This window comes from Oerskovia paurometabola (assembly GCF_016907365.1).
GTDB lineage: Bacteria > Actinomycetota > Actinomycetes > Actinomycetales > Cellulomonadaceae > Oerskovia > Oerskovia paurometabola.
Genome location: NZ_JAFBBV010000001.1, coordinates 1344222 through 1367724 on the forward strand (window position 1 = coordinate 1344222; position 23503 = coordinate 1367724).

21 protein-coding genes are annotated in these 23503 nt (G+C 73.8%); 9 read left to right on the plus strand and 12 right to left on the minus strand.

The window, feature by feature from the left end; genetic code table 11:
- Nucleotides 1–253: 253 nt before the first annotated feature.
- Nucleotides 254–1987 (minus strand): ABC transporter ATP-binding protein, encoded by a 1734-nt coding sequence (locus JOD48_RS06065; RefSeq protein ID WP_191791454.1) that lies wholly within the window; start codon nucleotides 1985–1987, stop codon nucleotides 254–256.
- Nucleotides 1984–3813 (minus strand): ABC transporter ATP-binding protein, encoded by a 1830-nt coding sequence (locus JOD48_RS06070; RefSeq protein ID WP_204808054.1) that lies wholly within the window; start codon nucleotides 3811–3813, stop codon nucleotides 1984–1986. Before JOD48_RS06070 ends, JOD48_RS06065 begins: the two co-directional genes overlap by 4 nt.
- A 64-nt stretch (nucleotides 3814–3877) precedes the next feature.
- On the opposite strand from JOD48_RS06070, the gene JOD48_RS06075 reads away from it, so the two are divergent.
- Both JOD48_RS06075 and moeB read left to right on the plus strand, forming a co-directional pair.
- Entirely contained in the window at nucleotides 3878–4315 is a 438-nt protein-coding gene (locus tag JOD48_RS06075; protein WP_191791450.1) for a DUF3817 domain-containing protein, read from the plus strand.
- Nucleotides 4312–5616: a molybdopterin-synthase adenylyltransferase MoeB gene (gene moeB, locus JOD48_RS06080; protein ID WP_204808056.1), complete on the plus strand. Its 1305-nt coding sequence runs from the start codon at nucleotides 4312–4314 to the stop codon at nucleotides 5614–5616. The genes JOD48_RS06075 and moeB overlap by 4 nt, the downstream gene beginning before the upstream one ends.
- A 126-nt stretch (nucleotides 5617–5742) precedes the next feature.
- Here moeB and JOD48_RS06085 read toward each other — a convergent pair whose 3' ends face one another.
- The 3 genes from JOD48_RS06085 to thiO all read right to left on the minus strand — a co-directional run bounded on the left by JOD48_RS06085 (nucleotide 5743) and on the right by thiO (nucleotide 8103).
- The gene (locus JOD48_RS06085) at nucleotides 5743–6552 is read right to left on the minus strand and encodes a thiazole synthase (protein WP_204810390.1); all 810 of its coding nucleotides are present in this window, start codon (nucleotides 6550–6552) and stop codon (nucleotides 5743–5745) included.
- A gap of 70 nt (nucleotides 6553–6622) precedes the next feature.
- Complete coding sequence (thiS, locus tag JOD48_RS06090; protein ID WP_204808058.1) at nucleotides 6623–6853, minus strand: sulfur carrier protein ThiS; 231 nt, start codon at nucleotides 6851–6853, stop codon at nucleotides 6623–6625.
- Nucleotides 6850–8103: a glycine oxidase ThiO gene (gene thiO / locus JOD48_RS06095; RefSeq protein ID WP_204808060.1), complete on the minus strand. Its 1254-nt coding sequence runs from the start codon at nucleotides 8101–8103 to the stop codon at nucleotides 6850–6852. Before thiO ends, thiS begins: the two co-directional genes overlap by 4 nt.
- Before the next feature lie 183 nt (nucleotides 8104–8286).
- On the opposite strand from thiO, the gene thiE reads away from it, so the two are divergent.
- The 3 genes from thiE (at nucleotide 8287) to JOD48_RS06110 (ending at nucleotide 11526) form a co-directional block, all read left to right on the plus strand.
- Complete coding sequence (gene thiE / locus JOD48_RS06100) at nucleotides 8287–8979, plus strand: thiamine phosphate synthase (RefSeq protein ID WP_204808062.1); 693 nt, start codon at nucleotides 8287–8289, stop codon at nucleotides 8977–8979.
- 73 nt (nucleotides 8980–9052) lie between these two features.
- Entirely contained in the window at nucleotides 9053–10630 is a 1578-nt protein-coding gene (gene guaA, locus JOD48_RS06105; RefSeq protein ID WP_191791438.1) for a glutamine-hydrolyzing GMP synthase, read from the plus strand.
- A gap of 203 nt (nucleotides 10631–10833) precedes the next feature.
- Nucleotides 10834–11526: a DUF2314 domain-containing protein gene (locus JOD48_RS06110; protein ID WP_204808065.1), complete on the plus strand. Its 693-nt coding sequence runs from the start codon at nucleotides 10834–10836 to the stop codon at nucleotides 11524–11526.
- A 4-nt stretch (nucleotides 11527–11530) separates the two neighbouring features.
- On the opposite strand, the gene JOD48_RS06115 is transcribed toward JOD48_RS06110, so the two are convergent.
- The gene (locus tag JOD48_RS06115) at nucleotides 11531–12694 is read right to left on the minus strand and encodes a glycosyltransferase family 4 protein (RefSeq protein ID WP_204808067.1); all 1164 of its coding nucleotides are present in this window, start codon (nucleotides 12692–12694) and stop codon (nucleotides 11531–11533) included.
- Between the two features lie 139 nt (nucleotides 12695–12833).
- Here JOD48_RS06115 and JOD48_RS20110 point away from each other — a divergent pair, with 139 nt between their 5' ends.
- Nucleotides 12834–13589 carry a hypothetical protein gene (locus tag JOD48_RS20110; RefSeq protein ID WP_307823998.1) on the plus strand — a complete coding sequence of 252 codons (756 nt, stop codon included), beginning with the start codon at nucleotides 12834–12836 and terminating at the stop codon, nucleotides 13587–13589.
- 148 nt (nucleotides 13590–13737) lie between these two features.
- Here JOD48_RS20110 and JOD48_RS06125 read toward each other — a convergent pair whose 3' ends face one another.
- On the minus strand, nucleotides 13738–14454 hold the full coding sequence (locus JOD48_RS06125) for a hypothetical protein (protein WP_204808069.1): 717 nt from the start codon (nucleotides 14452–14454) through the stop codon (nucleotides 13738–13740).
- The gene (locus JOD48_RS06130) at nucleotides 14451–16181 is read right to left on the minus strand and encodes a PspC domain-containing protein (RefSeq protein ID WP_204808071.1); all 1731 of its coding nucleotides are present in this window, start codon (nucleotides 16179–16181) and stop codon (nucleotides 14451–14453) included. Before JOD48_RS06130 ends, JOD48_RS06125 begins: the two co-directional genes overlap by 4 nt.
- Nucleotides 16182–16338: 157 nt before the next feature.
- Between JOD48_RS06130 and JOD48_RS06135 the strand changes: the two genes are divergently transcribed.
- The 3 genes from JOD48_RS06135 (at nucleotide 16339) to fdxA (ending at nucleotide 19031) form a co-directional block, all read left to right on the plus strand.
- The gene (locus JOD48_RS06135; protein WP_307823999.1) at nucleotides 16339–17877 is read left to right on the plus strand and encodes an ATP-binding protein; all 1539 of its coding nucleotides are present in this window, start codon (nucleotides 16339–16341) and stop codon (nucleotides 17875–17877) included.
- Between the two features lie 5 nt (nucleotides 17878–17882).
- Nucleotides 17883–18566, plus strand: coding sequence for a LuxR C-terminal-related transcriptional regulator (locus JOD48_RS06140; RefSeq protein ID WP_372440792.1), 684 nt, complete (start codon nucleotides 17883–17885; stop codon nucleotides 18564–18566).
- 147 nt (nucleotides 18567–18713) lie between these two features.
- The gene (gene fdxA, locus JOD48_RS06145) at nucleotides 18714–19031 is read left to right on the plus strand and encodes a ferredoxin (RefSeq protein ID WP_056764260.1); all 318 of its coding nucleotides are present in this window, start codon (nucleotides 18714–18716) and stop codon (nucleotides 19029–19031) included.
- Between the two features lie 125 nt (nucleotides 19032–19156).
- On the opposite strand, the gene cobA is transcribed toward fdxA, so the two are convergent.
- Genes cobA through JOD48_RS06165 form a run of 4 tightly spaced genes read right to left on the minus strand, consistent with a single transcriptional unit; the run spans nucleotide 19157 to nucleotide 23476 of the window.
- The gene (gene cobA / locus JOD48_RS06150; RefSeq protein WP_191789443.1) at nucleotides 19157–20452 is read right to left on the minus strand and encodes a uroporphyrinogen-III C-methyltransferase; all 1296 of its coding nucleotides are present in this window, start codon (nucleotides 20450–20452) and stop codon (nucleotides 19157–19159) included.
- Nucleotides 20453–20459: 7 nt separating this feature from the next.
- Entirely contained in the window at nucleotides 20460–21527 is a 1068-nt protein-coding gene (locus JOD48_RS06155; RefSeq protein WP_204808073.1) for an ABC transporter permease, read from the minus strand.
- Complete coding sequence (locus tag JOD48_RS06160) at nucleotides 21517–22341, minus strand: ABC transporter ATP-binding protein (protein WP_191789441.1); 825 nt, start codon at nucleotides 22339–22341, stop codon at nucleotides 21517–21519. The genes JOD48_RS06155 and JOD48_RS06160 overlap by 11 nt, the downstream gene beginning before the upstream one ends.
- 4 nt (nucleotides 22342–22345) lie before the next feature.
- Nucleotides 22346–23476, minus strand: coding sequence for an ABC transporter substrate-binding protein (locus tag JOD48_RS06165; RefSeq protein WP_191789440.1), 1131 nt, complete (start codon nucleotides 23474–23476; stop codon nucleotides 22346–22348).
- Nucleotides 23477–23503 lie beyond the last annotated feature (27 nt).

A 23503-nucleotide genomic window follows, 5' to 3' on the forward strand; every position in this document is an offset into this window, starting at 1 on the left:
GCCCCTCGCATCCTCGTTGAACGTTCAACCAATCGTGAGGGCTCTTGCTGGGGAATGCCTGGAAGCAGGGCGTGGTGCCTGCTGTGCACCCGAACGTGCGCCGAGGACCTCGTCGTCCCGTCAGGTCGTCGGGCGGCGCCGGGACATGTCGGACTGGCGAGAGCGTACCGGCAGGTCAGAGCGTCGCAGGACGGCGTTCAGGGCGTGGCCGGACACCGGCCACGCCCTGAACGGTCCCGCGAGGGGAACGGGCTCACTCCTGCTGCCAGGAGCTCCACAGTCGCGCGTAGTCGCCACCCGCGGCGACGAGCTCGTCGTGCGGACCGATCTCGGTGATGCGCCCCCCGTCGACGACCGCGACCCGGTCGGCGTCGTGCGCAGTGTGCAGGCGGTGCGCGATCGCGACCACCGTCCGTCCTTCGAGGACGGCGTTGAGCGAGCGCTCGAGGTGCCGGGCCGCTCGCGGGTCCAGCAGCGACGTCGCCTCGTCGAGGATCAAGGTGTGCGGGTCGAGCAGCACGAGGCGCGCGAGCGCGACCTGCTGCGCCTGCGCGGGCGTGAGCACGTGACCGCCCGAGCCGACCTCGGTCGCGAGCCCCTCGGGGAGCGTCTCGACCCAGCCACGCGCGTCGACCGCAGCAAGGGCCCCGAGCAGCGCGTCGTCGTCCGCGTGCTCGTCGGCCAGCCGCAGGTTGTCCGCGAGCGACCCGACGAACACGTGGTGCTCCTGCGTGACGAGGGCGACGTGACGGCGCAGGTCGTCGAGCGGGAGGTCGACCAGCTCGACGCCGCCGACCGTGACCGAGCCGCCCGTGGGCGGGTGGATGCCCGCGAGCATGCGCCCGAGCGTCGACTTGCCCGCGCCGGACGGACCGACGACCGCCAGGCGCTCGCCGACCGCGAGGTCGAGGTCGATCCCGTGCAGCACGTTGTGCCCCTCGCGGTACGCGTACTCGACGTCCCGTGCCACGACGTGCTCGTCCGTGGGCACCTCGTCCCCGGCCTCGCGGTCGCTGTCGACGAGCTTGACGCCCACGATGCGCGCGAGCGAGGTCGCGGCGACCTGGATCTCGTCGAGCCAGAAGATGAGCTCCCAGACGGGCCCGGCGAGCTGGAACGCGTACATCGCGATGGTCGTCACCGCGCCGATCGTCGCGTGCCCCGTCGAGAGCAGGTAGCCGCCCCACACGATCACTGCGACGGGCGCGAGCACGAACGTGAAGTCGACCGCGGGGAACAGGACCGTGCGCAGGTTCAGCGTGTACTTCTCGGCCGCGAAGGCCTCGCGCAGGTCAGCCTCGACCCTGGCCCTGCGACGCGCGCCCAGGCGCAGGGCGTCGACGGTGCGGGCGCCCTCGACCGACTCGGTGATGGTGCCGTTGAGCGCCGCGTACGCCGCGGACTCGCGCTGGTAGCCGGGCGAGGCGCGCCGAAGGTACCAGCGGGAGACCACGACCATGAGCGGGACGCCCAGGAACAACGACACGGCCACGAGCGGCGAGGTGAGCATGCTCGCCACGACCGTGAGCAGGATCGTGACGACCGCGACGATGAGGCGCGGGACGCCGAACCGCACGGCGTGCTGGATACGGTTGACGTCGTTGGTCGTGCGCGCGACCAGGTCTCCCGTGCCGGCGCGCTCGACGGTCGACAACGGCAGCGTCGTGACGGTCTCCAGGAAGTCCTCGCGGAGCTCGGCGAAGACCGTCTCCCCGAAGATCATCGAGGACTTCTGGGCGTAGCGGATGAGCACGGCCTGGACGAGGACCGCGCCCACGCCGATCGCGATGACCTGGTTGACGTAGGCCGACGTAGTGCCCTGGGCGACCGCGTCGACGAGGCGGCCCAGGATCCACGGGCCCGCAAGCCCGGCGATCGCCGCGACGGTGTGCAGGACCGCGAGGCCGATGAGCGGCCTGCGGTGCTCGCGGACCAGGTAGGCGGTGTGCTGGCGGACCTGGGAGGCGTCCGCGACGGGGAGCTTCATGACACGCCCTTCGAGGCGTCGGTGAGCTCGGCGGAGCCCATGGGCAGGTGGTCGTCCTCGGGGACTGCGGGCGTCTCGTCCATCGAGCGCCCGACGACGGCGCGGTAGCGCGAGGCCTCCGCGCCCTGGTGGGCGTCGTGCGGGCGGTGCAGGAGCTCACGGTGCGTGCCGTGCGTGACGACGCGGCCGTCCTCGACGAACAGGACGTCGTCGACGTGGTCGAGCACGAGCGGGCTCGCGGTCACGATGAGCGTGGTGCGCCCGCGCCGGACCTCGGCGAGGCGTTCGGCGATGCGGGCCTCGGTGTGGGCGTCGACCGCGCTCGTGGGCTCGACGAGCACCAGGATCTCGGGGTCGGTGAGGATCGCGCGGGCCAGGGCGACGCGCTGGCGCTGGCCGCCGGACAACGAGCGGCCCTTCTCCGGGAGCTCGCCCGCGAGGCCGTCGGGCACCGAGTCCAGGACGTCGTGCGCGTCGGCGATCATGACGGCCCGCAGGAGCTCGGCCTCGAGGCTCCCGCCGCGCACGTCGATCTCCTCGCCGAGCACGCCCGAGAACAGGTGGGGCGTGGCCTCGGCGACGACGATGCGCTCGCGCACCACGTCCTTGTCGAGGTCGGAGAGCCGGATCCCGCCCAGGTGCACGGGCGTGCCCGCCTCCGCGACGTCGTCGAACCGGCCCATGCGCGTGGCGATGCGCGCCGACTCGTCCGGGTCCACGCTCACGAGCGCGACGACGCGGCCGGGCGTGAGCTCGACACCGCTCGCGTCGTCGACCAGGGCCGCCCCGGCGGGCGGCGCGGACGCCGTGCCGGGGGTTGCACCCGTCGCGGGGACGACCGAGAGCACCTTGACGAGCTTCTTCGCGGCCACGTGGGCGCGCGTGGTGATCTGGAGCGTCTGGGTCGCGATCTGCAGCGGCCACGACAGGAACGCGGCGTACCCGTAGAACGCGACGAGCTGCCCCGGGCTGATGTCCCCGGCCACGGCCGCGTGCGCGCCCAGGTACAGGACCAGGGCGACGAACAGGCCCGGCAGCAGGACCTGGAGCCCGTCGAGGTAGGACTGCGTGGTCGCGACGCGCACGCCCGTCTCGCGGACGGCCTGGGACTGGGTGCGGTAGCGGTCCGTGAAGACCCTCTCGCCGCCGATGCCGCGCAGGATGCGCAGGCCCGAGACGGTGTCCGCGCCCAGGGTGGTCAGCCGGCCCGACGCCTCGCGCTGCGCGGCCTGGCGCTGCTGGAGGGGCTTGACGAGGAACGCGAGGATGCCCGCGACGACCGGCAGCCCGAGGACCACGACGAGGCCCAGCTGGAGCGAGGTGCTCAGCATGATCCCGGCGACCACGGCGTACGCCATGAGGGAGCCCGCGAAGCGCGCGGCGATCGCGTAGACCTCGCCCACGCGCAGCGCGTCCGACGCGACCGCCGAGACGACTTCTCCCGTGGGGAGCTCGTCCGTGATGGTGTGCCCCGAGCGCGCCACGGTGTCGCCCACGAGCTGCGAGGTGGTGAAGGCCGAGCGCAGCCAGTTCTCGATGTCGAAGCGGTGCCCGAGAGCGGCCGCGCCCACCTGCACCAGGCCGATGCCCAGCATGACCGCGGCCCAGCCGAGAAGGACCGCGCCGAAGCCCTCGTCGAGACCCTCGTCGAGCGCGCGACCGAGCACGTAGGGCATGACGGCCTGGCACACGAACGTGACCATGCCGAGCAGGACGGCGGCCAGGAGGATCCCCCACTGGCGGCGCGCGAGCCACCACAGGAAGGCACCGGGGCCGGTGAGCGGAGGGGTGCCAGGGTCGGGGAGGGGGAGGGGGCGCACGGTCATTAACATTAGGTGTGGCCACCGACACCGGGCCACGGATTTTCGCTCAGCGTAAGGAAACCTTCCCATGACCACGCCCGACCCCGCCGGCTCGCAGAAGACCTCCGACGCCGTGGCGGACGCCCCGTCGCAGGAGGTCGTGGACCGCGCCGTCCGCAAGGCCCGCGGCGCGCTCCAGCGCTACCGCGTGATGGCCCTCATCACCGGTGTGATGCTCCTGATCCTGTGCGTCGAGATGATCGTCAAGTACGGCGTCGGCCAGTTCGTCGACGTCGACGGCGTGATGCGCTTCGTGGGCTGGATCCCGTTCGCGCACGGCTGGGTCTACGTGGTCTACCTCGTGACGGTCCTGGACCTGTGGTCCAAGATGCGCTGGAGCTGGGGACGACTCGCGACCATGGTCTTCGCGGGCGTCGTGCCCGTCATGTCCTTCATCCTCGAGAAGAAGGTCCACCGCGAGGCCGAGGCCAAGCTCGACGCCCTCGTGGAGCAGTACGCGCGATGACGTCGCTGCCGCCGCTGGTCGCCCCCTCGGTCGAGCCCCTGTCTACGCAGGAGCTGGCCCGCTACTCGCGGCACCTGGCCCTGCCGGGGATCGGGGTCGAGGGTCAGCAGCGCCTGCGGGCCGCGCGCGTCCTGGTCGTGGGCGCGGGCGGGCTGGGCAGCCCCGCGCTGCTCTACCTCGCGGCGGCCGGCGTCGGGACGATCGGCATCGTCGACGACGACCGCGTCGAGGTCTCCAACCTCCAGCGCCAGGTCATCCACGGCGGCTCGGACGTGGGGCGACCCAAGGTCGTCTCGGCGCGGGACGCCCTCGCGGAGGTCAACCCGCACGTGAGCGTCCGCCTGCACGAGCAGCGCCTCGACGCGACCAACGTCCTCGACGTCCTGGCGGGCTACGACGTCGTCCTCGACGGGACCGACAACTTCGCGACCCGCTACCTCGTGGGCGACGCCGCCGAGATCGCGGGCATCCCCTGCGTGTGGGGCTCGATCTTCCGCTTCCAGGGCCAGGTCAGCGTCTTCTGGTCGGCGCCTCCGGTCGGGGAGGGCGTCGTCTACCGTGACGTCTTCCCCGAGCCGCCGCCGCCCGGCACGGTGCCCGACTGCGCGACGGGCGGCGTCCTGGGTGCCATGTGCGGGACGGTCGGCTCGGTCATGGCGACCGAGGCGATCAAGCTGATCACGGGGGCCGGCCGCACGCTCCTGGGCCGTCTCGCGGTCTACGACTCGCTCGAGCTCACGTGGCGCCACCTCACGATCCGGGCCGACCCGGCCCGCGTCCCGGTGACGGGGCTCCTGGCGGGGGACCACGCGTACGAGGCGTTCTGCGGGTTCGCCCCGGTAGGCGACGTGGGCTCGGTCCAGGTCCCGTCGGGTGTCTCGTCCGGCGCGGACCTCTTCTCCGGCCCGACGGCGGACGGCCGCCTCGCGGTCGACCTCGCCCGGGTGCCGGGCAGGACGGGGCCGACGCCCACGAGCCTGACCCCTCGCGAGCTCGCCGACCGCCTCGCGGACCCCGACGACGCCCTGCTGCTGCTCGACGTGCGCGAGGACTGGGAGACGCAGATCCTCTCGCTCGACGGCGCCCGCGTGGTGCCCAGCGGGGTCTACGCGGGGCCCGGGGCGGCCGCGGCGCTCGCGGACCTGCCGCGCGACCGGACGGTCGCGGTGCTGTGCAAGGTCGGAGGCCGGTCCGAGCGGGTCGCGAGCCTCGCGCGGGCCGCGGGCGTGGACGCGCGCAACGTCGAGGGCGGGGTCCTGGCCTGGGTGCGGGACGTCGAGCCGGGCCGCCCGACCTACTGATTCCTCGCTCTCCTCGCTCTCCTCGCTGTCGGCGAGGTAGAACGTTCTGCTCGAGGTAGAACCCGGTGCGTTCTACCTCGAGCAGGACGTTCTACCTCAGCGGGAGTGCTCCGGCACTGCGCCGGGTCAGAGCGCCAGGTCGAGGTTGCCGGCGCCCAGCAGGCCGGACCCCGTGAGCCCGGCCCGGCCCACCATGCCGTCGACGGGCGAGCTCGCGAGGGCCTGCTCGCGGCGCGGGATGCGGCCCGCGAGCGCCGCGAGCCGTCCGGCCTCGACCGCGAGCCGCATGGCCGTGGCCATCCGCACCGGGTCGGCGGCGCGGGTGACCGCCGTTGCCAGGAGAACCCCGTCGCACCCGAGCTCGAGGGCGTGCGCGGCCTCCGACGCGGTCCCGATCCCCGCGTCCAGGATCACGGGCACGCGGGCCGCCGACGCGATGGCTGCGATGTTGCGCGGGTTGAGGATGCCCAGCCCCGACCCGATGGGCGCGCCCAGCGGCATGACGGCCGCGCAGCCCACGTCCTCGAGGCGGCGCGCGAGGATCGGGTCGTCGTTGGTGTAGGGCAGGACGGTGAAGCCGTCGCGGACCAGGGTCTCGGCGGCCTGGACGAGCCCGATCGGGTCGGGCAGCAGCGTCACGTCGTCGGCGATCACCTCGAGCTTGACCCAGTCGGTGCCGCAGGCCTCGCGGGCCAGGTGGGCCGTGAGGACGGCCTCCTTGGCCGAGAAGCAGCCCGCGGTGTTGGGCAGGGCGCGGATGCCGAGGCGGTCGAGCAGGCCCCAGATGCCGGTCTCGCCCGCACCCCCGTCGCCGCCCGCGCCACCCGACGGACGCACCCGCGCGACGCGGCGCATCGCGACGGTCGTGAGCGCGGTGCCGGACGCGACGAGCGCCTCCTCGAGCGTGAGCAGGTTCGCGGCGCCGCCCGTGCCCATGACGAGGCGCGAGCCGAGCGGCACGCCCGCGACGACGAGAGAGTCGTCGGCCGCGCGGTCCTGCGGGTCCTCAACCACCCTGCACCGCCGTGACGACCTCGACACGGTCGCCGTCGCGCAGGGTCGTGGACGCCCACGTGCTGCGGGGGAGCACGGCGTCGTCGATCGCGACCGCGACGCCCCGGGGGACGTCGCCCGTGTCCCCGAGGAGCTCGGGCAGCAACGCGGCGACGAGGGCGGTGACGGTCGTGGGCACGGCGAGTCGATAGGGCTCGCCGTTGACGAGCGCGGTGCCGGTCATGTGGTCCTCCGGGGGGTGGGCGTGGGGGAAGGGGCGGACGCGGGGGAGAAGCGCAGGGGGTCGATCGCCGCGACCGCGGGCGGCAGCGGCTGGCCGGTCAGGACCGCGTCGATCGCTGCGCCCGTGACCGGGGCGAGCAGCACGCCGTTGCGGTAGTGGCCCGTCGCGAGGACCAGGCCGGGCACGCTCGTGGCTCCCAGGAGCGGCAGGTTGTCGGGGGTGCCCGGGCGCACGCGCGGCGTGACCTCGACGAGGGCCAGCTCGTCGAGCGCGGGGAGCAGCGCGCGGGCGTCCCGCAGGAGCGCGAAGACGCCGCCCACGGTCGCGCGCCGGTCGTCGGGGTGCTCCTCGCTCGTCGCGCCGACGACGACCTCGCGGTGCCCGTCGGGTCCGGGCGTACGCGGTACGACGTACACCGGACGTCCCTGCACGACGCCGCGCACCACGTGGTCGAGCGTGAACCAGGGCGGGGCGTCGAGCCGGAGCGTCTGCCCCTTCACCGGACGGGTCGGGGCCGTGACCTCGGGGACGTCCGCGAGCAGGTCCCCCGAGTCCGCGCCCGCCGCGAGGACCACGGTCCCCGCCCGGTGCTCGTGGCCCGCGTCGTCGAGAGCCCCGGTCACGGGGGCGCCCGGTCCTGGCGAGCGCAGGAGCCGGACGGCCCGGCGGTGCACGACGGCGGCGCGCGGGTCCCGTGCGAGGGCCGCGGTCAGGGCGCCGTGCACCGCCCGCGGGTCGACCTGGTGGTCTCCCGGCGCCCAGAACGCGCCCGCGACGCGCTGCCCGACGAGCGGCTCGCGCTCCCGGGCGGCCGCGACCGTGATCTCGGTCGAGTCGAGCCCCCACGCCTCCTGCAGCGCACGCACGCGCCGCCCGAGGGCCAGGTCGTCCCCGTCGTAGGCCAGCGTGAGCGTGCCCGTGGCCCGCAGCCCCACGTCGAGCCCCGAGTCGGCCTCGAGCTCGGCCGCGAACGCGGGCCACCGCGCGGCGGAGTCGGCGCCCAGGCGCAGCGCGGCCTCCTCGCCGAAGTCGGCCTCGGTCACCGGGGCGAGCATCCCGGCCGCCGCGTGGGTCGCGCCGTCGCCCGGCGCCGGGTCCAGGACGGTCACGCGCAGACCTGCACGCGAGGCCCGCCACGCCGCGGTGAGCCCCACGATGCCGCCGCCCACGACGAGGACGTCCGTGGCGCCGTCGGGCACGGGCGGGCGCGCGGGCAGGGCAGGTTGGTCGGTGGACAGGGCTGCGCTCATGCGCTCGCTCCCTTCGCTGGCATGACCCAGATCAGGTTCGACGGTCGGCTCTCGCCCTCTCAGCCCCGAACGGGGCTCCCGTGCTTCGCGGCCACCCTACAACGCACGCCGACCACGCCCGGGGCGTGCCCACGGGCTGCGCCCCGACCGCGCCCCCGACGAGCCGTGCCTATCCTGGGCGCCGTGACCACCGCTCCGACCGGCGACGCCGAGGCCCGACAGCACACCGCCCCCCGCGAGGGCACCGTCGAGCGGCTGCGCGCCGCCCGGCTGTACCTGTGCACCGACGCGCGCGAGGAGCGCGGCGACCTCGAGGACTTCCTGCACGCGGCGCTCGCGGGCGGGGTCGACGTGGTCCAGCTCCGGGACAAGACGCTCGACGTCGCGCGCGAGCTCGAGCTCCAGGAGACGGTCGCGCGCGTCGCGACCGAGCACGGGGCGCTGTGGGCCGTCAACGACCGGGCCGACGTCGCGCTGCTGACCGGGGCCCCCGTCGTGCACATGGGTCAGGGCGACCTGCCCGTGCCCGCGGTCCGGACGCTCCTCGGTGCGGGCCCGCTCCTGGGCCGCTCGACGCACTCGCTCACCCAGGCCGCAGCCGCCGAGGCCAACCCCGACGTCGACTACTTCTGCGTCGGCCCCCTCTGGGCCACGCCCACGAAGCCGGGGCGCGACGCCGTCGGGCTCGACCTGCTGCGACAGGTCGCGGCGACGGCGCCGACCACGCCGTGGTTCGCGATCGGGGGTGTCGACGCCGACAGGCTCGACCAGGTGCTGGACGCGGGCGCCGAGCGCATCGTCGTGGTCCGCGCGATCACGGGTGCGGCCGATCCCGAGCGGGCCGCGCGCGAGCTGCGCGAGCGGCTGCCCGCCTGACGCGCGCAGTGATCCCCGTCGCACGTGCTGGACCGATGCCGGGGATCGGCCTCGGGCCAACTATCCTGGGCTGGTGACACCCACCCCCTCAGCCCCCCGGCCCGTATTGGTCGTCGACTTCGGCGCACAGTACGCCCAGCTGATCGCGCGTCGCGTGCGTGAGGCCAAGGTGTACTCGGAGATCGTCCCTCACACCTTCACCGTCGAGCAGATGCTCGCCAAGGACCCGGCAGCGATCATCCTGTCCGGCGGTCCGTCGTCCGTGTACGCGCAGGGCGCGCCCTTCGTGGACCCCGCGCTGTTCGAGGCCGGCGTGCCCGTCCTCGGCATCTGCTACGGCTTCCAGGCCATGGCCAAGGCGCTCGGCGGGACGGTCGCGCAGACCGGGCTCAGCGAGTACGGCGGGACGTCGGTCGACGTCTGCCAGGCCGGTGCGCTGCTCTCGGGCTCGCCCGACCAGCAGACCGCCTGGATGAGCCACGGCGACGCCGTGCACGCGGCCCCCGAGGGCTTCGAGGTCCTCGCGACCTCGGCGGGCTCGCCGGTCGCGGCCTTCGAGAACACCGAGCGTCGCCTGTACGGCGTGCAGTGGCACCCCGAGGTCAAGCACTCCCCGCTGGGCCAGAAGGCCCTCGAGAACTTCCTGTACCAGGGCGCCGGCCTCGCCGGTGACTGGACCCCGGGCAACGTCATCGCCGACCAGATCGCACTCATCCGCGAGCAGGTCGGGGACGCACGCGTCATCTGCGGCCTGTCCGGCGGCGTCGACTCCTCGGTCGCCGCGGCCCTCGTCCAGCAGGCCGTGGGCGACCAGCTCACGTGCGTGTTCGTCGACCACGGCCTGCTGCGCGCGGGCGAGGTCGAGCAGGTCGAGCGCGACTTCGTCGCGGCCACGGGCGTCAAGCTCGTCGTCATGGACGAGAAGCAGCGCTTCCTCTCGGCGCTCGCGGGCCACTCGGACCCCGAGACCAAGCGCAAGATCATCGGCCGCGAGTTCATCCGCGCGTTCGAGCAGGCGGCGCGCGACATCGTCGCGGACGCGGGCGAGCACGGTGGTGAGGTCAAGTTCCTCGTCCAAGGCACCCTGTACCCGGACGTCGTCGAGTCCGGCGGCGGCGAGGGCACCGCGAACATCAAGAGCCACCACAACGTGGGCGGCCTGCCCGACGACCTGCAGTTCTCGCTCGTCGAGCCGCTGCGGGCCCTGTTCAAGGACGAGGTGCGCGCCGTGGGCCGCGAGCTCGGCGTGCCCGAGGTCATCGTTGCCCGTCAGCCGTTCCCCGGCCCCGGTCTCGGCATCCGCATCGTCGGCGAGGTCACGGCCGAGCGCCTGGAGATCCTGCGCGCGGCCGACGCGATCGCGCGCGAGGAGCTCACGAAGGCCGGCCTGGACGACGAGATCTGGCAGTGCCCCGTCGTGCTCCTGGCCGACGTCCGCTCGGTCGGCGTCCAGGGCGACGGCCGCACCTACGGCCACCCGATCGTGCTGCGCCCCGTGTCCTCCGAGGACGCCATGACCGCGGACTGGACCCGTCTGCCGTACGACGTCCTCGCGATCATCTCGACGCGTATCACGAACGAGGTCAAGGACGTCAACCGCGTCGTGCTCGACGTGACGAGCAAGCCGCCGGGCACCATCGAGTGGGAGTGACCTCCCGCTGAGCCACGAAGGGCCGGCCCCCGCAGAGCGATCTGCAGGGCCGGCCCTTCGGCGTCCGGGGTGGTGCGGGGTCGGGCCGCACCCGCAGGCCCGACGGCGGAGCGCACCGCCTGCGGACGGCCTCGGCGGGTCTGCGGTACCTTGCCCGTCATGGACCCTCGTGCTGCCCGCCTGCGCCTCCACGGGCACCGTTGATGTTCGGCCGCTCCCGGCGCTCGCAGGTGCCCGCACTCGACGAGCTCGTGGTCTCGAGCGTCGAGGTCCTGGAGCGCGGTATGCCTGTGACCCGGGTCCTGCGGTGGCCCGACGGCTGGACGTACCTCTCCGCGGTCGAGGCACCCGAGTCCCAGCCGGTGGTCGTGCACTTCCACGACCTGCTCGTGCTCGACCCCGGGCTCGCGAAGCTCCCACTCCGTCGCGCGCAGGTCGCCCTCCGGGCCGCACGCGCCGACACGGTGGGATCGTGGACCGTCCTCGGGCCCTACAACACCCGGATCGTGGAGCAGATGCTCGACGACGGCACGCTCGACCGCAAGCAGGACGGGATGCTGCGGGACCTGCCGGAGGACGACGGCCCCGGGCACCGGCCGGACCCCGTACGGTGGTCGCTCCGCGACGTCGTCGGGCGGAACGCGCAGCACCCCGAGACCTTTCCGATCCCCGAGGACACGTCCGGCGTGGTTCCCGGAGCCCTGGTCAAGCTCGTCTTCCTCCCCGACGAGGGGATCGGGGAGCGCATGTGGGTGCTCGTGACCGAGGTGGACGGTGACCGCATGGTCGGTGTGCTCGACAACGACCCGGCCGCCATCACGGGCCTGCTCGCCGGGGACCGGATCGAGTTCGAGCGCCGGCACGTCCTGGACCTGGACGCCCGCCCCGCGGGCTGACCGCTCAGCCCCGCGCGGTGCCCGCCGTCCGCTCCTCGCGGTACGCCGCCGCCTTCTCGTACGCCTTCTCGACGTCCGCGAGCACGCTCGGCCACCCGCTCGACGGCCGGACCGCGCGGTTGTGCGCGACGATGCGGTCGAGCAGACCGTCCTGCGTCACGAGCCGCACGATCTGGTCCGTCATCGCGTCGTCGTCGTCGGCGAGCAGGCCGTCGACCCCGTCCGTCAGCCGTTCGGCCACCCCGGACTCCGCGCGCGTCACCACCACCAGGCCCGCGGCCTGCGCCTCGAGCGCCGCGATCCCGAACGACTCCTGGATCGCGGGGGCCGCGAACACGTCGGCGCGCGAGTAGAGGCGCTTGAGCTCGTGCGCGCCGAGGCGCCCCGGGAGGCTGACCGTCGAGGAGAGCCCGTGCTCCTTGACGAAGCGGCGGGCCGCGTCGAGCTCGGGGCCCTCGCCCGCGATGGTCGCGAACAGCGCGTCGTGCGGCAGGCGCTCGACGGCCTGCCGGATCGACTCGAGCAGCGGCAGCACGCGCTTGCGGGGCGCGAACCGGGTCGCGGCCACGACGTGGACGGCCTTGCCCTCGCCGCGCGCGTCCCGCTCGACGCGCGGCACAGCCCACTCGTCGAGGTCCAGCCCGTTGTGCAGGATCTCGACGGGCACGTCGGGCCCGGCGATGCGGCGCAGCGGGGCGGCCGTCAGCTCGCTCACGGCCGACAGCAGGATCGGGAGGCGCGACCAGTGCGTGACGCGGTCGAGCGCGGCGAACCACCGCTCGGCGGAGCCCCACACGCTGTGCACGGTCAGGACCGCGGGCAGGCCCAGGCGGGCGACGGGCTTGAGCGACGCCTGCACCGACGGCGTGAGGACGCCCATGTGCAGGTGCACGACGTCGGGGCGCGCGTCCCGCAAGATGCGCGTCACGTGGTGGGCGGCCCGCGGGTGCACGGGGTAGCCACCGGGGATCCGGGCGGCCACGCGGTGGATCGTGACGCCGTCGTGCACCTCGCGGCTCATGCCGTGCTCGCCCGGCGCCGCGGGCGTCGTGGTGACCACCTCGACGTGGTGGCCGGCAGCGGCCTGCTGGGCCGCGAGGCGGCTCACCTGGGTCTCGATGCCGCCGAGCAGCGGCAGGTAGCAGTCCGTCACATGGGTGATCCTCACCCCAGGATTCTCCCATCGACGCGTCCACGGGCCGTGCCCGGCTGGCCTGATTCGCGGTCGAACAGACCTTTCGTCCGGCGGAGACGACGAATCGTCGCTACGTTGACATCAAAGAATCGGCTCGGGGAGGGATATCGCAATGTCCAGCACTGTCACGGTTCGGCCGGCGAAGGGCGTAGGGGTCATCGGGATCCTCACCGTCATCGCCGGGATTGTCATGATCATCGCCGGTGGCGTCACGTGGGGGGTCGTCACCTCGCAACTGTCGGCCGAGGACATCACGGTGTCCGACGACGCGGACTTCCTCGCGGGCCGCCACGTCAACGGTCCGTTCACCGCCTACGCCCAGGCGGAGGTCATCAACAAGCACGCGCTCGAGATCAGCGACGGCCAGACCTACGCCGAGCTCCCGCAGGACGACGAGCGGCGCGCCACGGTCATGAACGCCTCGTTCCTGCGCGCCTCGCTGTTCACCTCGGTCGTCGCCTACGGCGTCTCGGCACTGGTCATCGGCCTGGGCATCCTGTTCATCCTCATCGGTATCGCTCTGCGGCGGATCGCGAGCGGCCCGGCCGTCGCGGTCGAGACGTCGGACGGCTACTCGTCGGGCGGCAACCTGTCGTCGGCCCCGGCCCCGGCGACGCACACCCCGGCCCACGCTGCGCCCGCAGCACCGGTCACGCCCGCACCGACGACCCCGGCTCCCACGACCCCGCCCGTCACGCCGCCGACCCGCACGTCGGCTCACGCGGCGCCGGTCGTGGAGCCCAAGAGCCCGGGGGTCCCTGCGACGCACACCGATCCGCTCGTCGAGCCCAAGAGCCCAGGGGTCCCGCCGACCGGTCCGGACACGCCTCCGACGACGCCCCCCGCGGGGGAGACGCCTCCGCGCTGAGGTCCTCTTCCAGGTGCACGACGGCGGCGCACCGGTCCAACTGGACCGGTGCGCCGCCGTCGTGCTCACCCCTGCTGTCGTGAGTGCGGGGTTCTGCTGCGACTCGCCGGGCGTGTCGCAGCAGAACCCCGCACTCGGCGAGCCGGGCTCAGCGCCTGGCGCGCTCGCGGGCGCTGCGGCGGCTGCTCGACACGATCGAGCTCACCACGAGCACCAGGCCCGCGACGCTCAGCAGGGCGATGAGCGCGAGGTCGAGGTCGTACGTCGCACCGAGGGCCAGTGCGAGGATGCCGGCCCCGACGGCGACGATGACGAATCCCCACACGACCGTCCCGACCCGCAGCCCACGGTCGCGCGGGTCGTCCTCGGGCGGGAGCTGCGCCTTCTGCTGCGCCGTGACGTTCCACTGCGCGGCCGGGTCGACCGCGGGGGTCGGCCCGGGAGCCGGTGGCTGCGTCGACAGGGGAGGCGACGACGCGGCCGCGACCGGGACCGGCTCGGGGTCGACCGGTGCGTCCTGCACCGGGTACGCCTGGGCGTGCGTCGGGGGCACGACCGGCAGGGCGAGCGTGGGGTCGGTGACCGGCAGAGCGAGCGTGGGGTCGGCGACCGGCAGAGCCTGGGTCGCCTCGCCGCGGAAGATCTCGTCCGCCAGGTCGTCCTCGTGCACGGGGCCGGACTCGACGACCTGCGTCGTGTCGGAGTCGGCCTCGTCGGTGCCGTCGGGAGACCCACCCTCCGAGGGGGCCTCGTCGTCGGCGACCTCACCTGACGTGACGGGCAGCTCGATCGTGGGGTCGACCGGCGGGAGGGCCTGGGTCTCGCGCGCGTCGTCGGACTCGTAGGGGTTCTTCTCGGTGGTCATGATTCCTCCCGGATGGTCACGTCGCCGGCGGAGACGTCGACCTCGAGCAGCAGCACGGGGCCGGCGCCGTCGGTGACGGAGTCGGTGACGAAGGTGTGCGGTCGGGTGTTGACACCGTTGATGGAGCGGCGCTCGCCGTCGACCGTCCAGGTCGCGTTGCCCGCGAGGACGCGGACCTCGGCCTCGACCGGGGTGTCGGCCGGGACGATCACGGTGAGGTCGCCGGCGCTCAGGTCGATCGGGACGACGACCGGGTCCTCCCCGACGGTGCTCAGGTCGAGCTGGCTGAGGTCGACCACGGGGTTGCCGAACGTGAAGGCGAAGCCGTTCTCGGCGTCCTGGACCGAGGTCACCGTGTACGTGGCGTCGGAGACGCGGGCCGTGAGGTCGGCGTCGATGTTGTCGATGCTGCTGTTCAGGCCCGCGATCGGCAGCGCGATGAGCGTCGCGACGATCGCGAGGCCGCCCAAGGCACCGCTCGTGCGGCCCCGCAGGCCGGAGACGATGACCCCGAGCCCGAGCAGGACGATGGTCGCGCCGATCCACGTGTAGAAGAACGGCACGTCGATCACGTCGCGACGCTCGAGCAGCAGGAGGACCGCGGCGCCCAGGAGGCTCACGCCGAGCGTGATCCCCACGACCGCGGTCCCGGGACCGCGCGGACGCCGGGCCGCGCGGGCACGCTGCTCCTCGGCACGACGCTGGCGCTCGATCTCGCGCTCGGCGCGGCGCCGAGCGTGGTCGTGGGCGCGGGCCGCCTGCTGCGCGGCGGCCTGCTGGGCCGCGTACGCCTGGGGCGGGACGGGGCGCTGGGCGGGGTAGCCCGGCGGCGGAACCGGCGCCGAGGCGGTGTACGCGGGGCCCGACGGCGCCGCCGGGGCGGCGGGGTACGTCACCCCCGGGGCGGGCTGGGCGCCGGGGGCAGGTGCTCCGTAGGGCGGGCGAGGCTGCTGCCAGCCCTGCGGGGGCGGGCCCTGCTGGGCGGGTGCGCCGGTGAACGGCTGAGCGGGGTAGGGCTGCTTCGGCGGCACGGGTCCGCCAGGATGCTGGGCGTTCTGCCCGGTCGCCCGGTTCGCCGCGTACCTGCGGTAGTCGCTGCGCCGGTTGACGACCAGGACGATCACGACGACCACGGCCGCGGTCCACAACAGGCCGTTGAGCCACTCGAGCCCGGCGAAGTGCCACCAGGAGAGCCAGCCGTTGTTCCAGCTCAGACCGACGATCGTGGTGGCCGCAGCACCGAGCATGGCCACGTCGAAGTCGCCGCGGATCGCCTGCTGGAGGTGGATGCGCCCGTCGCGGGACTCGGGGAGCAGGGCCCACGCGAGCCCGTACAGGACGAGGCCGGCGCCGGTGAGGAACACCGAGACGACGAGGATGCCGCGCACGATCAGGGGATCGATCCCGAACCGGTCGGCGACGCCACCCGCGACGCCACCGACCCAGCGGTCCTCCGACCGGGAGATGCCGATGCGTCGCACGGTGTCGAAGAATCCGTCCATGCCGCTGGACGGGCCGCCGGACGGGCCGCTCGACGGACCGCCGGACTGACCGGGGGCCTGGTGCGGAGCGCCACCAGGGGCGCCCGGCCCCCCGGGCTGGGGTCCGGGCTGGCCGGCGCCGCCCGGGGTGCTCGTCGCGTAGGGAGGCCCGGCATGCTGCTGGGGTGCTCCGGTCGGTGCGGAGCTCCCGGCCGGGGGTTCTGGGGAGGTGTCCTCGGTGCTCATGGCTCAAGCCTGGCCCGGGAGGTGTGCCGAGGGGTATCGGGTGATCCCCTGATCCGACCCTGATCCTGTCGATGGCCGACCCTGAACTTTCGCCTCGAGAGCGGACGAACGGGGCGTTCCGGCCGGTGGGGCGGCCCGGGCGTGTGACCATCAGAGAGTGATACCGACAGAGCGACCAGCCAGGAGACTTCCCCTCCGGCGCCCCGAGCAGGGGCGCTGGGTCGGTGGGGTGTGCCGCGGCCTCTCGCTGCACCTCGACCTGCCCGTGGGCGCGGTGCGCCTCGTGCTGGCCCTCATGGCGCTCGCGGGCGGCGCGGGCATCGTGCTGTACGTCTTCCTCTGGGTCACGGTCCCCGCCGGGGACCCGGCGCAGGTGGCCGACGAGGAACGCCCCGCGTCGCTGCGACGCATCGCCCCCCGGCTCCAGGGCCGGGTGCGCAAGCTGCCGGTGCGCGACGTCGCGATCGGCGTGGTCCTGCTGAGCGGAGCGGCCGTGCTCCTGGCCTCGCGGGCCGGCGTGAACATCGAGGTCTCGTGGGTCCTGCCGGTCCTCATCGCGCTCGCCGGCACGGCGCTGGCCTGGTCCCAGCTCGACGCCGCGCAGCGGGGCCGCTGGCTGTCGCGGGCGGGAGGACGTACCCCGGCCGGCGTGGTGCGGCTCGCGGGCGGTCTCGTCCTGGTGCTCGTGGGGGTGCTGCTCCTGGTCGGGCAGGACTCGACGGCCTCGGACATGGTCCGGGCGACGGTCGCGTCGCTGGCCGTGCTCGCGGGCGCGGCGATCGTGCTCGCCCCGTGGTGGCTGCGGCTCGTGCGCGAGCTCGGCGACGAGCGTGCCGCGCGTGCGCGAGAGGCCGAGCGGGCCGACATCGCGGCGCACCTGCACGACTCGGTCCTCCAGACCCTTGCTCTCATCCGGTCGAGCGCGGCCGACGCCGACACGGTCGCGCGGCTCGCCCGCGCTCAGGAGCGCGAGCTCCGCGAGTGGTTGTACAACGACCGACCTGCTCCTGGTACATCGCTCGCGGCGGAGCTCCGCACGCTGGTCGGAGAGGTCGAGGACCGGCAGAGCTGGCGGCTGGCGGCGGGGGCCGCGGCCGCGGCCGGGGTCGCCGCGGCGGGGACCGTCGGGGACGGCGGATCGGCAGGGACCGCAGCCGTGGTCGTCGACGTCGTCGTCGTGGGGGACTGTGTCCCGACCGACGAGACCACCGCGCTCCTCCAGGCCACGCGCGAGGCGCTCGTGAACGCCGTGGCCCACGGGCGCCCGCCCGTCTCGGTCTACCTCGAGGTCTCGGACGACGCGGTGGAGGTGTTCGTCCGCGACCGCGGGGACGGGTTCGAGATGAAGGACATCGCCCAGGACCGCTTCGGTGTGCGCGAGTCGATCATCGGCCGCGTCACGCGCAAGGGCGGCAGCGCCGAGGTCGTCTCGCGGCCGGGCTGGGGCACCGAGGTGCGGCTCAAGGTGCACCGGGCAGCCGAGAGCGAGGTCCAGCCCGCCGCCGAGACTGCGGCGGGGGCGGCCCCCGGACCTAGGATGCCGGTGGGGCCCGACGCGGGTGCGGCGCCGACCGGGCACGAGGGCCCGTCGCCACGGACCACGGACGGCCCCGTACCGGACCCGGTCCCCGCGCAGCGCCCCGGACGACCCGGACGACCCGGACGAACCGCACGATCGACCCAGGAGCGTACGTGACCACCATCCCCAGCCCCGCGCAGAGCACCGTCCCCGGTGCGCCGGTCCCGGTCGTCCTCGTCGACGACCACCACATGTTCCGCGCGGGGGTGCGGGCCAGCCTGGACGGCCGCGTCGACATCGTCGGGGAGGCCGACAGCGTCGACGGCGCGGTCGAGGCGATCCGGGCGCTGCGCCCGCCGGTCGTGCTGCTCGACGTGCACCTCCCCGGCGGCAACGGCGGCGGCGGGGCCGAGGTCATCACGCGGTGCTCGGACCTCCTGGGCTCGACGCGGTTCCTGGCGCTGTCCGTGTCAGACGCGGCCGAGGACGTCGTGGCCGTGATCCGCGCGGGCGCCCGGGGCTACGTGACCAAGGCGATCTCCGGACCGGACCTGGCGGGGGCCGTGGTGCAGGTCGCGAGCGGGGACGCCGTCTTCTCGCCGCGCCTCGCGGGATTCGTGCTCGACGCCTTCGGGACCGGCCAGGCGGACGTGGCCGTGGCCGACGACGAGCTCGACCGGCTCTCGGCACGGGAGCAGGAGGTCATGCGCCTCATCGCCCGCGGGTACGCCTACCGCGAGGTCGCCTCGGAGCTCTTCATCTCCGTCAAGACGGTCGAGACCCACGTGTCCTCGGTGCTGCGCAAGCTCCAGCTCTCGTCGCGTCACGAGCTCACGCGCTGGGCGGCCGCGCGACGGCTCCTGTAGGCCCGCGCCGCTGGGGCCCCGACGCCTCGTCAGGGGCGAGATGTCGCCGTATTGCCAGGTGAGAAGCGGGGGTCGCGCGCCACCGCGGAGCGATAGCCTGGAGGCACCCGGTGAAGCCCTCCGGCCCGACGAAAAGGAACCTCCGACGTGACGTACGTGATTGCTCAGCCTTGTGTGGACGTGAAGGACAAGGCGTGCATCGAGGAGTGTCCGGTGGACTGCATCTACGAGGGCAAGCGGTCGTTGTACATCCATCCGGACGAGTGCGTGGACTGTGGTGCGTGCGAGCCGGTGTGTCCGGTGGAGGCGATCTACTACGAGGACGACGTGCCCTCGGAGTGGAGCGACTACTACCGGGCGAACGTGGAGTTCTTCGACGACCTGGGGTCGCCGGGTGGTGCGGCGAAGATGGGCATGATCGAGAAGGACGACCCGATGATCGCGGCCCTGGCCCCGCAGGCCTGAGCAACGCGAGCCGCCGAGAACGTCGAGAACGTGCTGGGGGCCGTCATCCACCGGATGACGGCCCCCAGCACGTTCTCGGTCGTTCTCGCCCGTCCTCAGCCCTGCGGCTCGAGCGGTCGATACGGTCAGCCGAGCCCGGCCGCCCGCCACGCCGGGCTCACCCGCACCACGTCGCCGATCACGGTCACGGCCGGAGCGCGGACGCCGGCCGCGGTCGCGACGTCGGCGATGGTCGCGAGGGTCCCCACGGTGGACCGCTGTCGCGGGCCGTACCCGTCCTCGACGACCGCGACGGGGGTCTCGGGCGACCGGCCCGAGGCCACGAGCGCGGCCGCGGAGTCGCGGAGCCGCGAGACGCCCATGAGCAGGACGACGGTGTGGTCGGAGGCCGCAGGCACCTTGCCGATGTCCTCGTGCCCGGTCAGGACGGTGAAACCGCGCGACCAGCCGCGGTGCGTCACGGGGATACCCACCGCGGCGGGCACGGACACGGCGCTCGTCACGCCGGGCACGACCTCGACGGGGATGCCGTGCTCCTCGCACGCGATGAGCTCCTCGCCCCCGCGCCCGAACACGTACGGGTCGCCGCCCTTGAGCCGGACGACGCGGCGTCCGGCGAGCGCGTGCTCGACCAGCAGCGCGTTGATCTCCTCCTGCGGGACCGGGTGGAACCCCGGGGTCTTGCCGACGTCGATCACCACGACGTCGTCGGCGAGCTCGTCGAGCAGGGCGCGCGGGCCCAGCCGGTCGGTCACCACGACCTCGGCCTGCGCGAGCAGACGGCGTCCGCGCGCCGTGACGAGCCCGGGGTCGCCGGGTCCGCCGCCCACCAGCGCGACGCTCCCGCGACCCGCAGCGGGTCGGACCGGCCGCAGCGGGAGCTCGCCGGTCGCCAGGAGGGCGTCGATCGCGTCTCGGACGCGCTGGGCGCGTCGGGGGTCGCGGCCGGCGTTCACGGCCACGACGACCTCGGTCGTGGCGGTCGTGGCAGCGGAGGTGGTGTCGTCCGCCACGGTCACCCGGGCCACGGCCGGGACCCACGCGCTCCCGGCCTCGGCGTCACCCGCGCTCACACAGAAGACGCGCAGCGCCTCGGCCTCGGCCGCGACGGCCGCGTCGACCTCGGAGGAGCCGGTCGCGGTGTGCACGAGCCACGCGCCCTCGAGGTCTCCTGGCCGGAACGAGCGCGCCTCCCAGGCCACCGACCCGGCCGCGCCGGGCCCGTCGGGGCGAGCGGCGCCGTCGGGCAGGGGAGCGACCAGCAGCGCCAGGTCCTCGCAGACCTCCGGCGCGACGACACGCACGTGCGCGCCCGCGAGGACGAGCGACCGGGTCCGCCGCGCGGCGACCGGGCCGCCGCCCACGACGACCACGAGACGGCCCGCGATCCGCAGACCGAGGGGGTAGAGCTCAGGGTTCATGCGCCCATCATCGCCCGAAAGCGGCGGTGGCCAGCTCACGCCGGCGCAGCAGCCACCCCGAGCCCTTGCCGGCCGACGTCTCGGGGGCCAGGCCCCGACGACGCAGCATCGACTTCTCGACCGGGGCGAAGAACAGCAGCTCGATGACCATGCCGACCACGAGGATCAGCAGGATCGCCGTGAAGACGAGCGCCATGTCGGACAGCTCGCGCCCCTGCTGGAGGAACGCGCCCAGCCCGAACCCGATCCCGCCGCCGACCGCGATGATCTCCGCGGCCATGAGCGAGCGCCACGAGAACGCCCAGCCCTGCTTGAGGCCCGCGAGGTAGCCGGGGAAGGCCGCGGGGAGGATGACGTCCTTGATCATCTGGAAGCGGCCCGCGCCCAGGACCTGACCCACGCGCCGGTACAGCGGCGGCACCTGGTCCACGCCCGACACGATCCCGTTGATGATCGAGGGCACCGCGCCCATGAGGATCACGAAGTACACCGTGGCGTCGGACAGCCCGAACCAGATGATGCCCGCGGGCACCCAGGCGACCGACGGCAGCACCTGCAGGCCCGTGATGATGGGCCCGAACGAGACGCGCACCCAGCGCACGCGGGCCACGAGGATGCCGAGCGGCGTGCCGATCGCGACGGCCGCGAGGAAGCCCAGGACGCCGCGCTCGAGGCTCGTCCCGAGGGCCTGCCACAGCGTGCCGCTCTCCGCGGCGCGTGTGACGGCCTCCCAGACCTGCTCGGGGCCGGGCAGGTTGTAGATGGGCTGGACCTCGAGCCACACGAGGGTCTGCCAGACGGCGAGCAGGATCGCGATCGCGAGGACCGGCGGGTAGACGGCGTGGAACGCCGTGGACCACCGGCTCGCGGTGGGGGCGACGGTCGTCTGGAGGGCGTCGAGTCCCGCCTCGATGTCGCTCACGTCCTTGGCGTGCCCGACGGCGGCCCCCGCCTCGCGCGGACCGGTCGCGACGGCGTCGCGCGTCTCGGGCGAGTGCCCGGACGCGTCCGGGCCAGGCAGGGCGCCGTCGCGCGGGGCCAGGGTCTCGGTGCTCTTCGACGTCTCAGACGGCATGACGGCGGATCTCCTCACGGAGGTCGTTGGTGATCTCGGTCGCGAGGCGCGACGCGGCGGCGGCCTCGATGCTGCGCTGCTCGTCGGCCCCGTACACGTCGACGTCCCACTCGCGCACGATGCGCCCGGGGCGCGACGACATGAGCAGCACGCGCTGCCCGAGCCGCACGGCCTCGCGGACGTTGTGCGTGATGAACACGATCGTGCGGCCCGTCTGCTCCCAGACGCGTTCGAGCTCGTCGTGCAGCAGGTCACGGGTGATGGCGTCGAGCGCCGCGAACGGCTCGTCCATGAGCAGGACGTCCCGCTCCTGGGCGAGCGAGCGGGCCAGCGCGACGCGCTGGCGCATGCCGCCCGAGAGCTCGTGGACGCGCTTGTCGCCCGAACCGTCGAGCCGCACGAGCGAGAGCAGCTCAGCGGCCCGCTCGCGGCGCTCGGAGCGGGGCACGCCCCGGAACTTCAGGGCGAGCTCGATGTTGCGGCTCGCGGTGAGCCAGGGGAACAGCGCGGACTCCTGGAACATCAGGGCCGCGCCGTCCCCGGCGACCTCCACGTCCCCCGTGGTCGGGCGCTCGAGACCCGCGACGATGTTGAGCAGCGTCGACTTGCCGCAGCCGGAGGCTCCGAGCAGGCAGACGAACTCGCCCTGCGCGATGTCCAGGTCGATCCCGTCGAGCACCGGGGCGCCGTCGGGGGAGAACCGCTTGGACACGCCGCGCAGGCGGACGCCGGTCGTGGGGGTGTCGACCTCGCTCGGGGCCGTTGCGTCTGCTCCGGTCGGGGTGCCCGTGCGGGCGGGGGACGTGGTGGTCATCGTGCTACTCCTTGCCGAGACCTGCGGCGGAGACGGTCGGCTGACCGGCCTCCTTCAGCACCTTGTTGAGGAGGCTCAGGTCGTAGATGCCGTCGAGGTCCGCCTCGGTGGTGGTCCCGGCCGTCACGCCGTCCTCGAGCAGGGTGTTGAGCGTGCCCGCGAGCGGGTCCGTCGTGAAGGTGATGTTGGTGAAGGCGCGGTCGAGGACCGCGTCCGACAGGGGCTTGCCGGCGATCTTCTCGATCTCGCCGTTGACGAGCGGCTTGGCCTCGTCCGGGTTGGCGTTGAGCCAGTCGATCGCCGCGACCTCGCCGCGCAGGAGCGCCTCGACGGTCTCCGGGTGCTCTTCGAGGAAGTCGGTGCGGACGATGAGGTGCGTGGTGAGGAACTGGCCGTCGTCCCACAGGTCCTTCTCGTCGACCAGGACGTGGGCGCCCGCGTCGAGCACGAGGCGCGAGGCCCAGGGCTCGGGCAGCCAGCCACCGTCGAGCTCGCCGTTCTGGAACAGCGTGAGGGTCTGGGCGTTCTCGGTCGGGGTGACCGCGACGTCTCCGCCTCCCTGGATGTCGTTCTTCAGGCCGTTCTCGGTGAGCCAGGCGCGCAGCGCGACGTCCTGGGTCCCGCCGAGCTGGGGTGAGGCGATCTTGGTGCCCTTGAGGTCGGCGGCCGTGTCGATCCCGTCGCGCACGACGAGCTGGGCCCCGCCCGACGTCGAGCCCGCGATGATGCGCACGGCCTCTCCGTTCGACTTCACGAAGTTGTTGATCGCGGGGTTGGGGCCGATGAACGTGGCGTCGATGGCCCCCGCGTTGAGGGCCTCGATCGCGGCGGGTCCGGCGTTGAACACCTGGGTCGAGAGCTTGGTGTCGCCCAGGGCTTCCTCGAACTGTCCGCCGGCGACCCCGACGAGGGCCGGGGCGTGCGTGACGTTGGCGAAGTAGCCGAGGCGCAGCTCGTCGGCGGGGCCGCTCGAGGCGTCGGGGCTGTCGGCGGCGTCGGACGTGCCCGTGGAGCAGGCGGAGAGCAGGAGCAGCGGTGCGACGGCGAGCGCGGCGACCGCGGAGCGGGTCCGGGCGAAGCGGTGTCGTGACGTGCCGGCTCGGGTCGTGCGGGTCGGGCGGGACGACGTGTTCATGGTGGGTCCTTCTGGATGGTCGGTGGT

Coding starts and splice junctions, on each gene's coding strand:
- JOD48_RS06065 (WP_191791454.1), bottom strand. CDS start 1,987: ATGAAGCTCCCCGTCGCGGACGCCTCCCAGGTCCGCCAGCACACCGCC.
- JOD48_RS06070 (WP_204808054.1), bottom strand. CDS start 3,813: ATGACCGTGCGCCCCCTCCCCCTCCCCGACCCTGGCACCCCTCCGCTC.
- JOD48_RS06075 (WP_191791450.1), top strand. CDS start 3,878: ATGACCACGCCCGACCCCGCCGGCTCGCAGAAGACCTCCGACGCCGTG.
- moeB (WP_204808056.1), top strand. CDS start 4,312: ATGACGTCGCTGCCGCCGCTGGTCGCCCCCTCGGTCGAGCCCCTGTCT.
- JOD48_RS06085 (WP_204810390.1), bottom strand. CDS start 6,552: ATGGGCACGGGCGGCGCCGCGAACCTGCTCACGCTCGAGGAGGCGCTC.
- thiS (WP_204808058.1), bottom strand. CDS start 6,853: ATGACCGGCACCGCGCTCGTCAACGGCGAGCCCTATCGACTCGCCGTG.
- thiO (WP_204808060.1), bottom strand. CDS start 8,103: ATGAGCGCAGCCCTGTCCACCGACCAACCTGCCCTGCCCGCGCGCCCG.
- JOD48_RS06110 (WP_204808065.1), top strand. CDS start 10,834: ATGTTCGGCCGCTCCCGGCGCTCGCAGGTGCCCGCACTCGACGAGCTC.
- JOD48_RS20110 (WP_307823998.1), top strand. CDS start 12,834: ATGTCCAGCACTGTCACGGTTCGGCCGGCGAAGGGCGTAGGGGTCATC.
- JOD48_RS06125 (WP_204808069.1), bottom strand. CDS start 14,454: ATGACCACCGAGAAGAACCCCTACGAGTCCGACGACGCGCGCGAGACC.
- JOD48_RS06130 (WP_204808071.1), bottom strand. CDS start 16,181: ATGAGCACCGAGGACACCTCCCCAGAACCCCCGGCCGGGAGCTCCGCA.
- cobA (WP_191789443.1), bottom strand. CDS start 20,452: ATGAACCCTGAGCTCTACCCCCTCGGTCTGCGGATCGCGGGCCGTCTC.
- JOD48_RS06155 (WP_204808073.1), bottom strand. CDS start 21,527: ATGCCGTCTGAGACGTCGAAGAGCACCGAGACCCTGGCCCCGCGCGAC.
- JOD48_RS06160 (WP_191789441.1), bottom strand. CDS start 22,341: ATGACCACCACGTCCCCCGCCCGCACGGGCACCCCGACCGGAGCAGAC.
- JOD48_RS06165 (WP_191789440.1), bottom strand. CDS start 23,476: ATGAACACGTCGTCCCGCCCGACCCGCACGACCCGAGCCGGCACGTCA.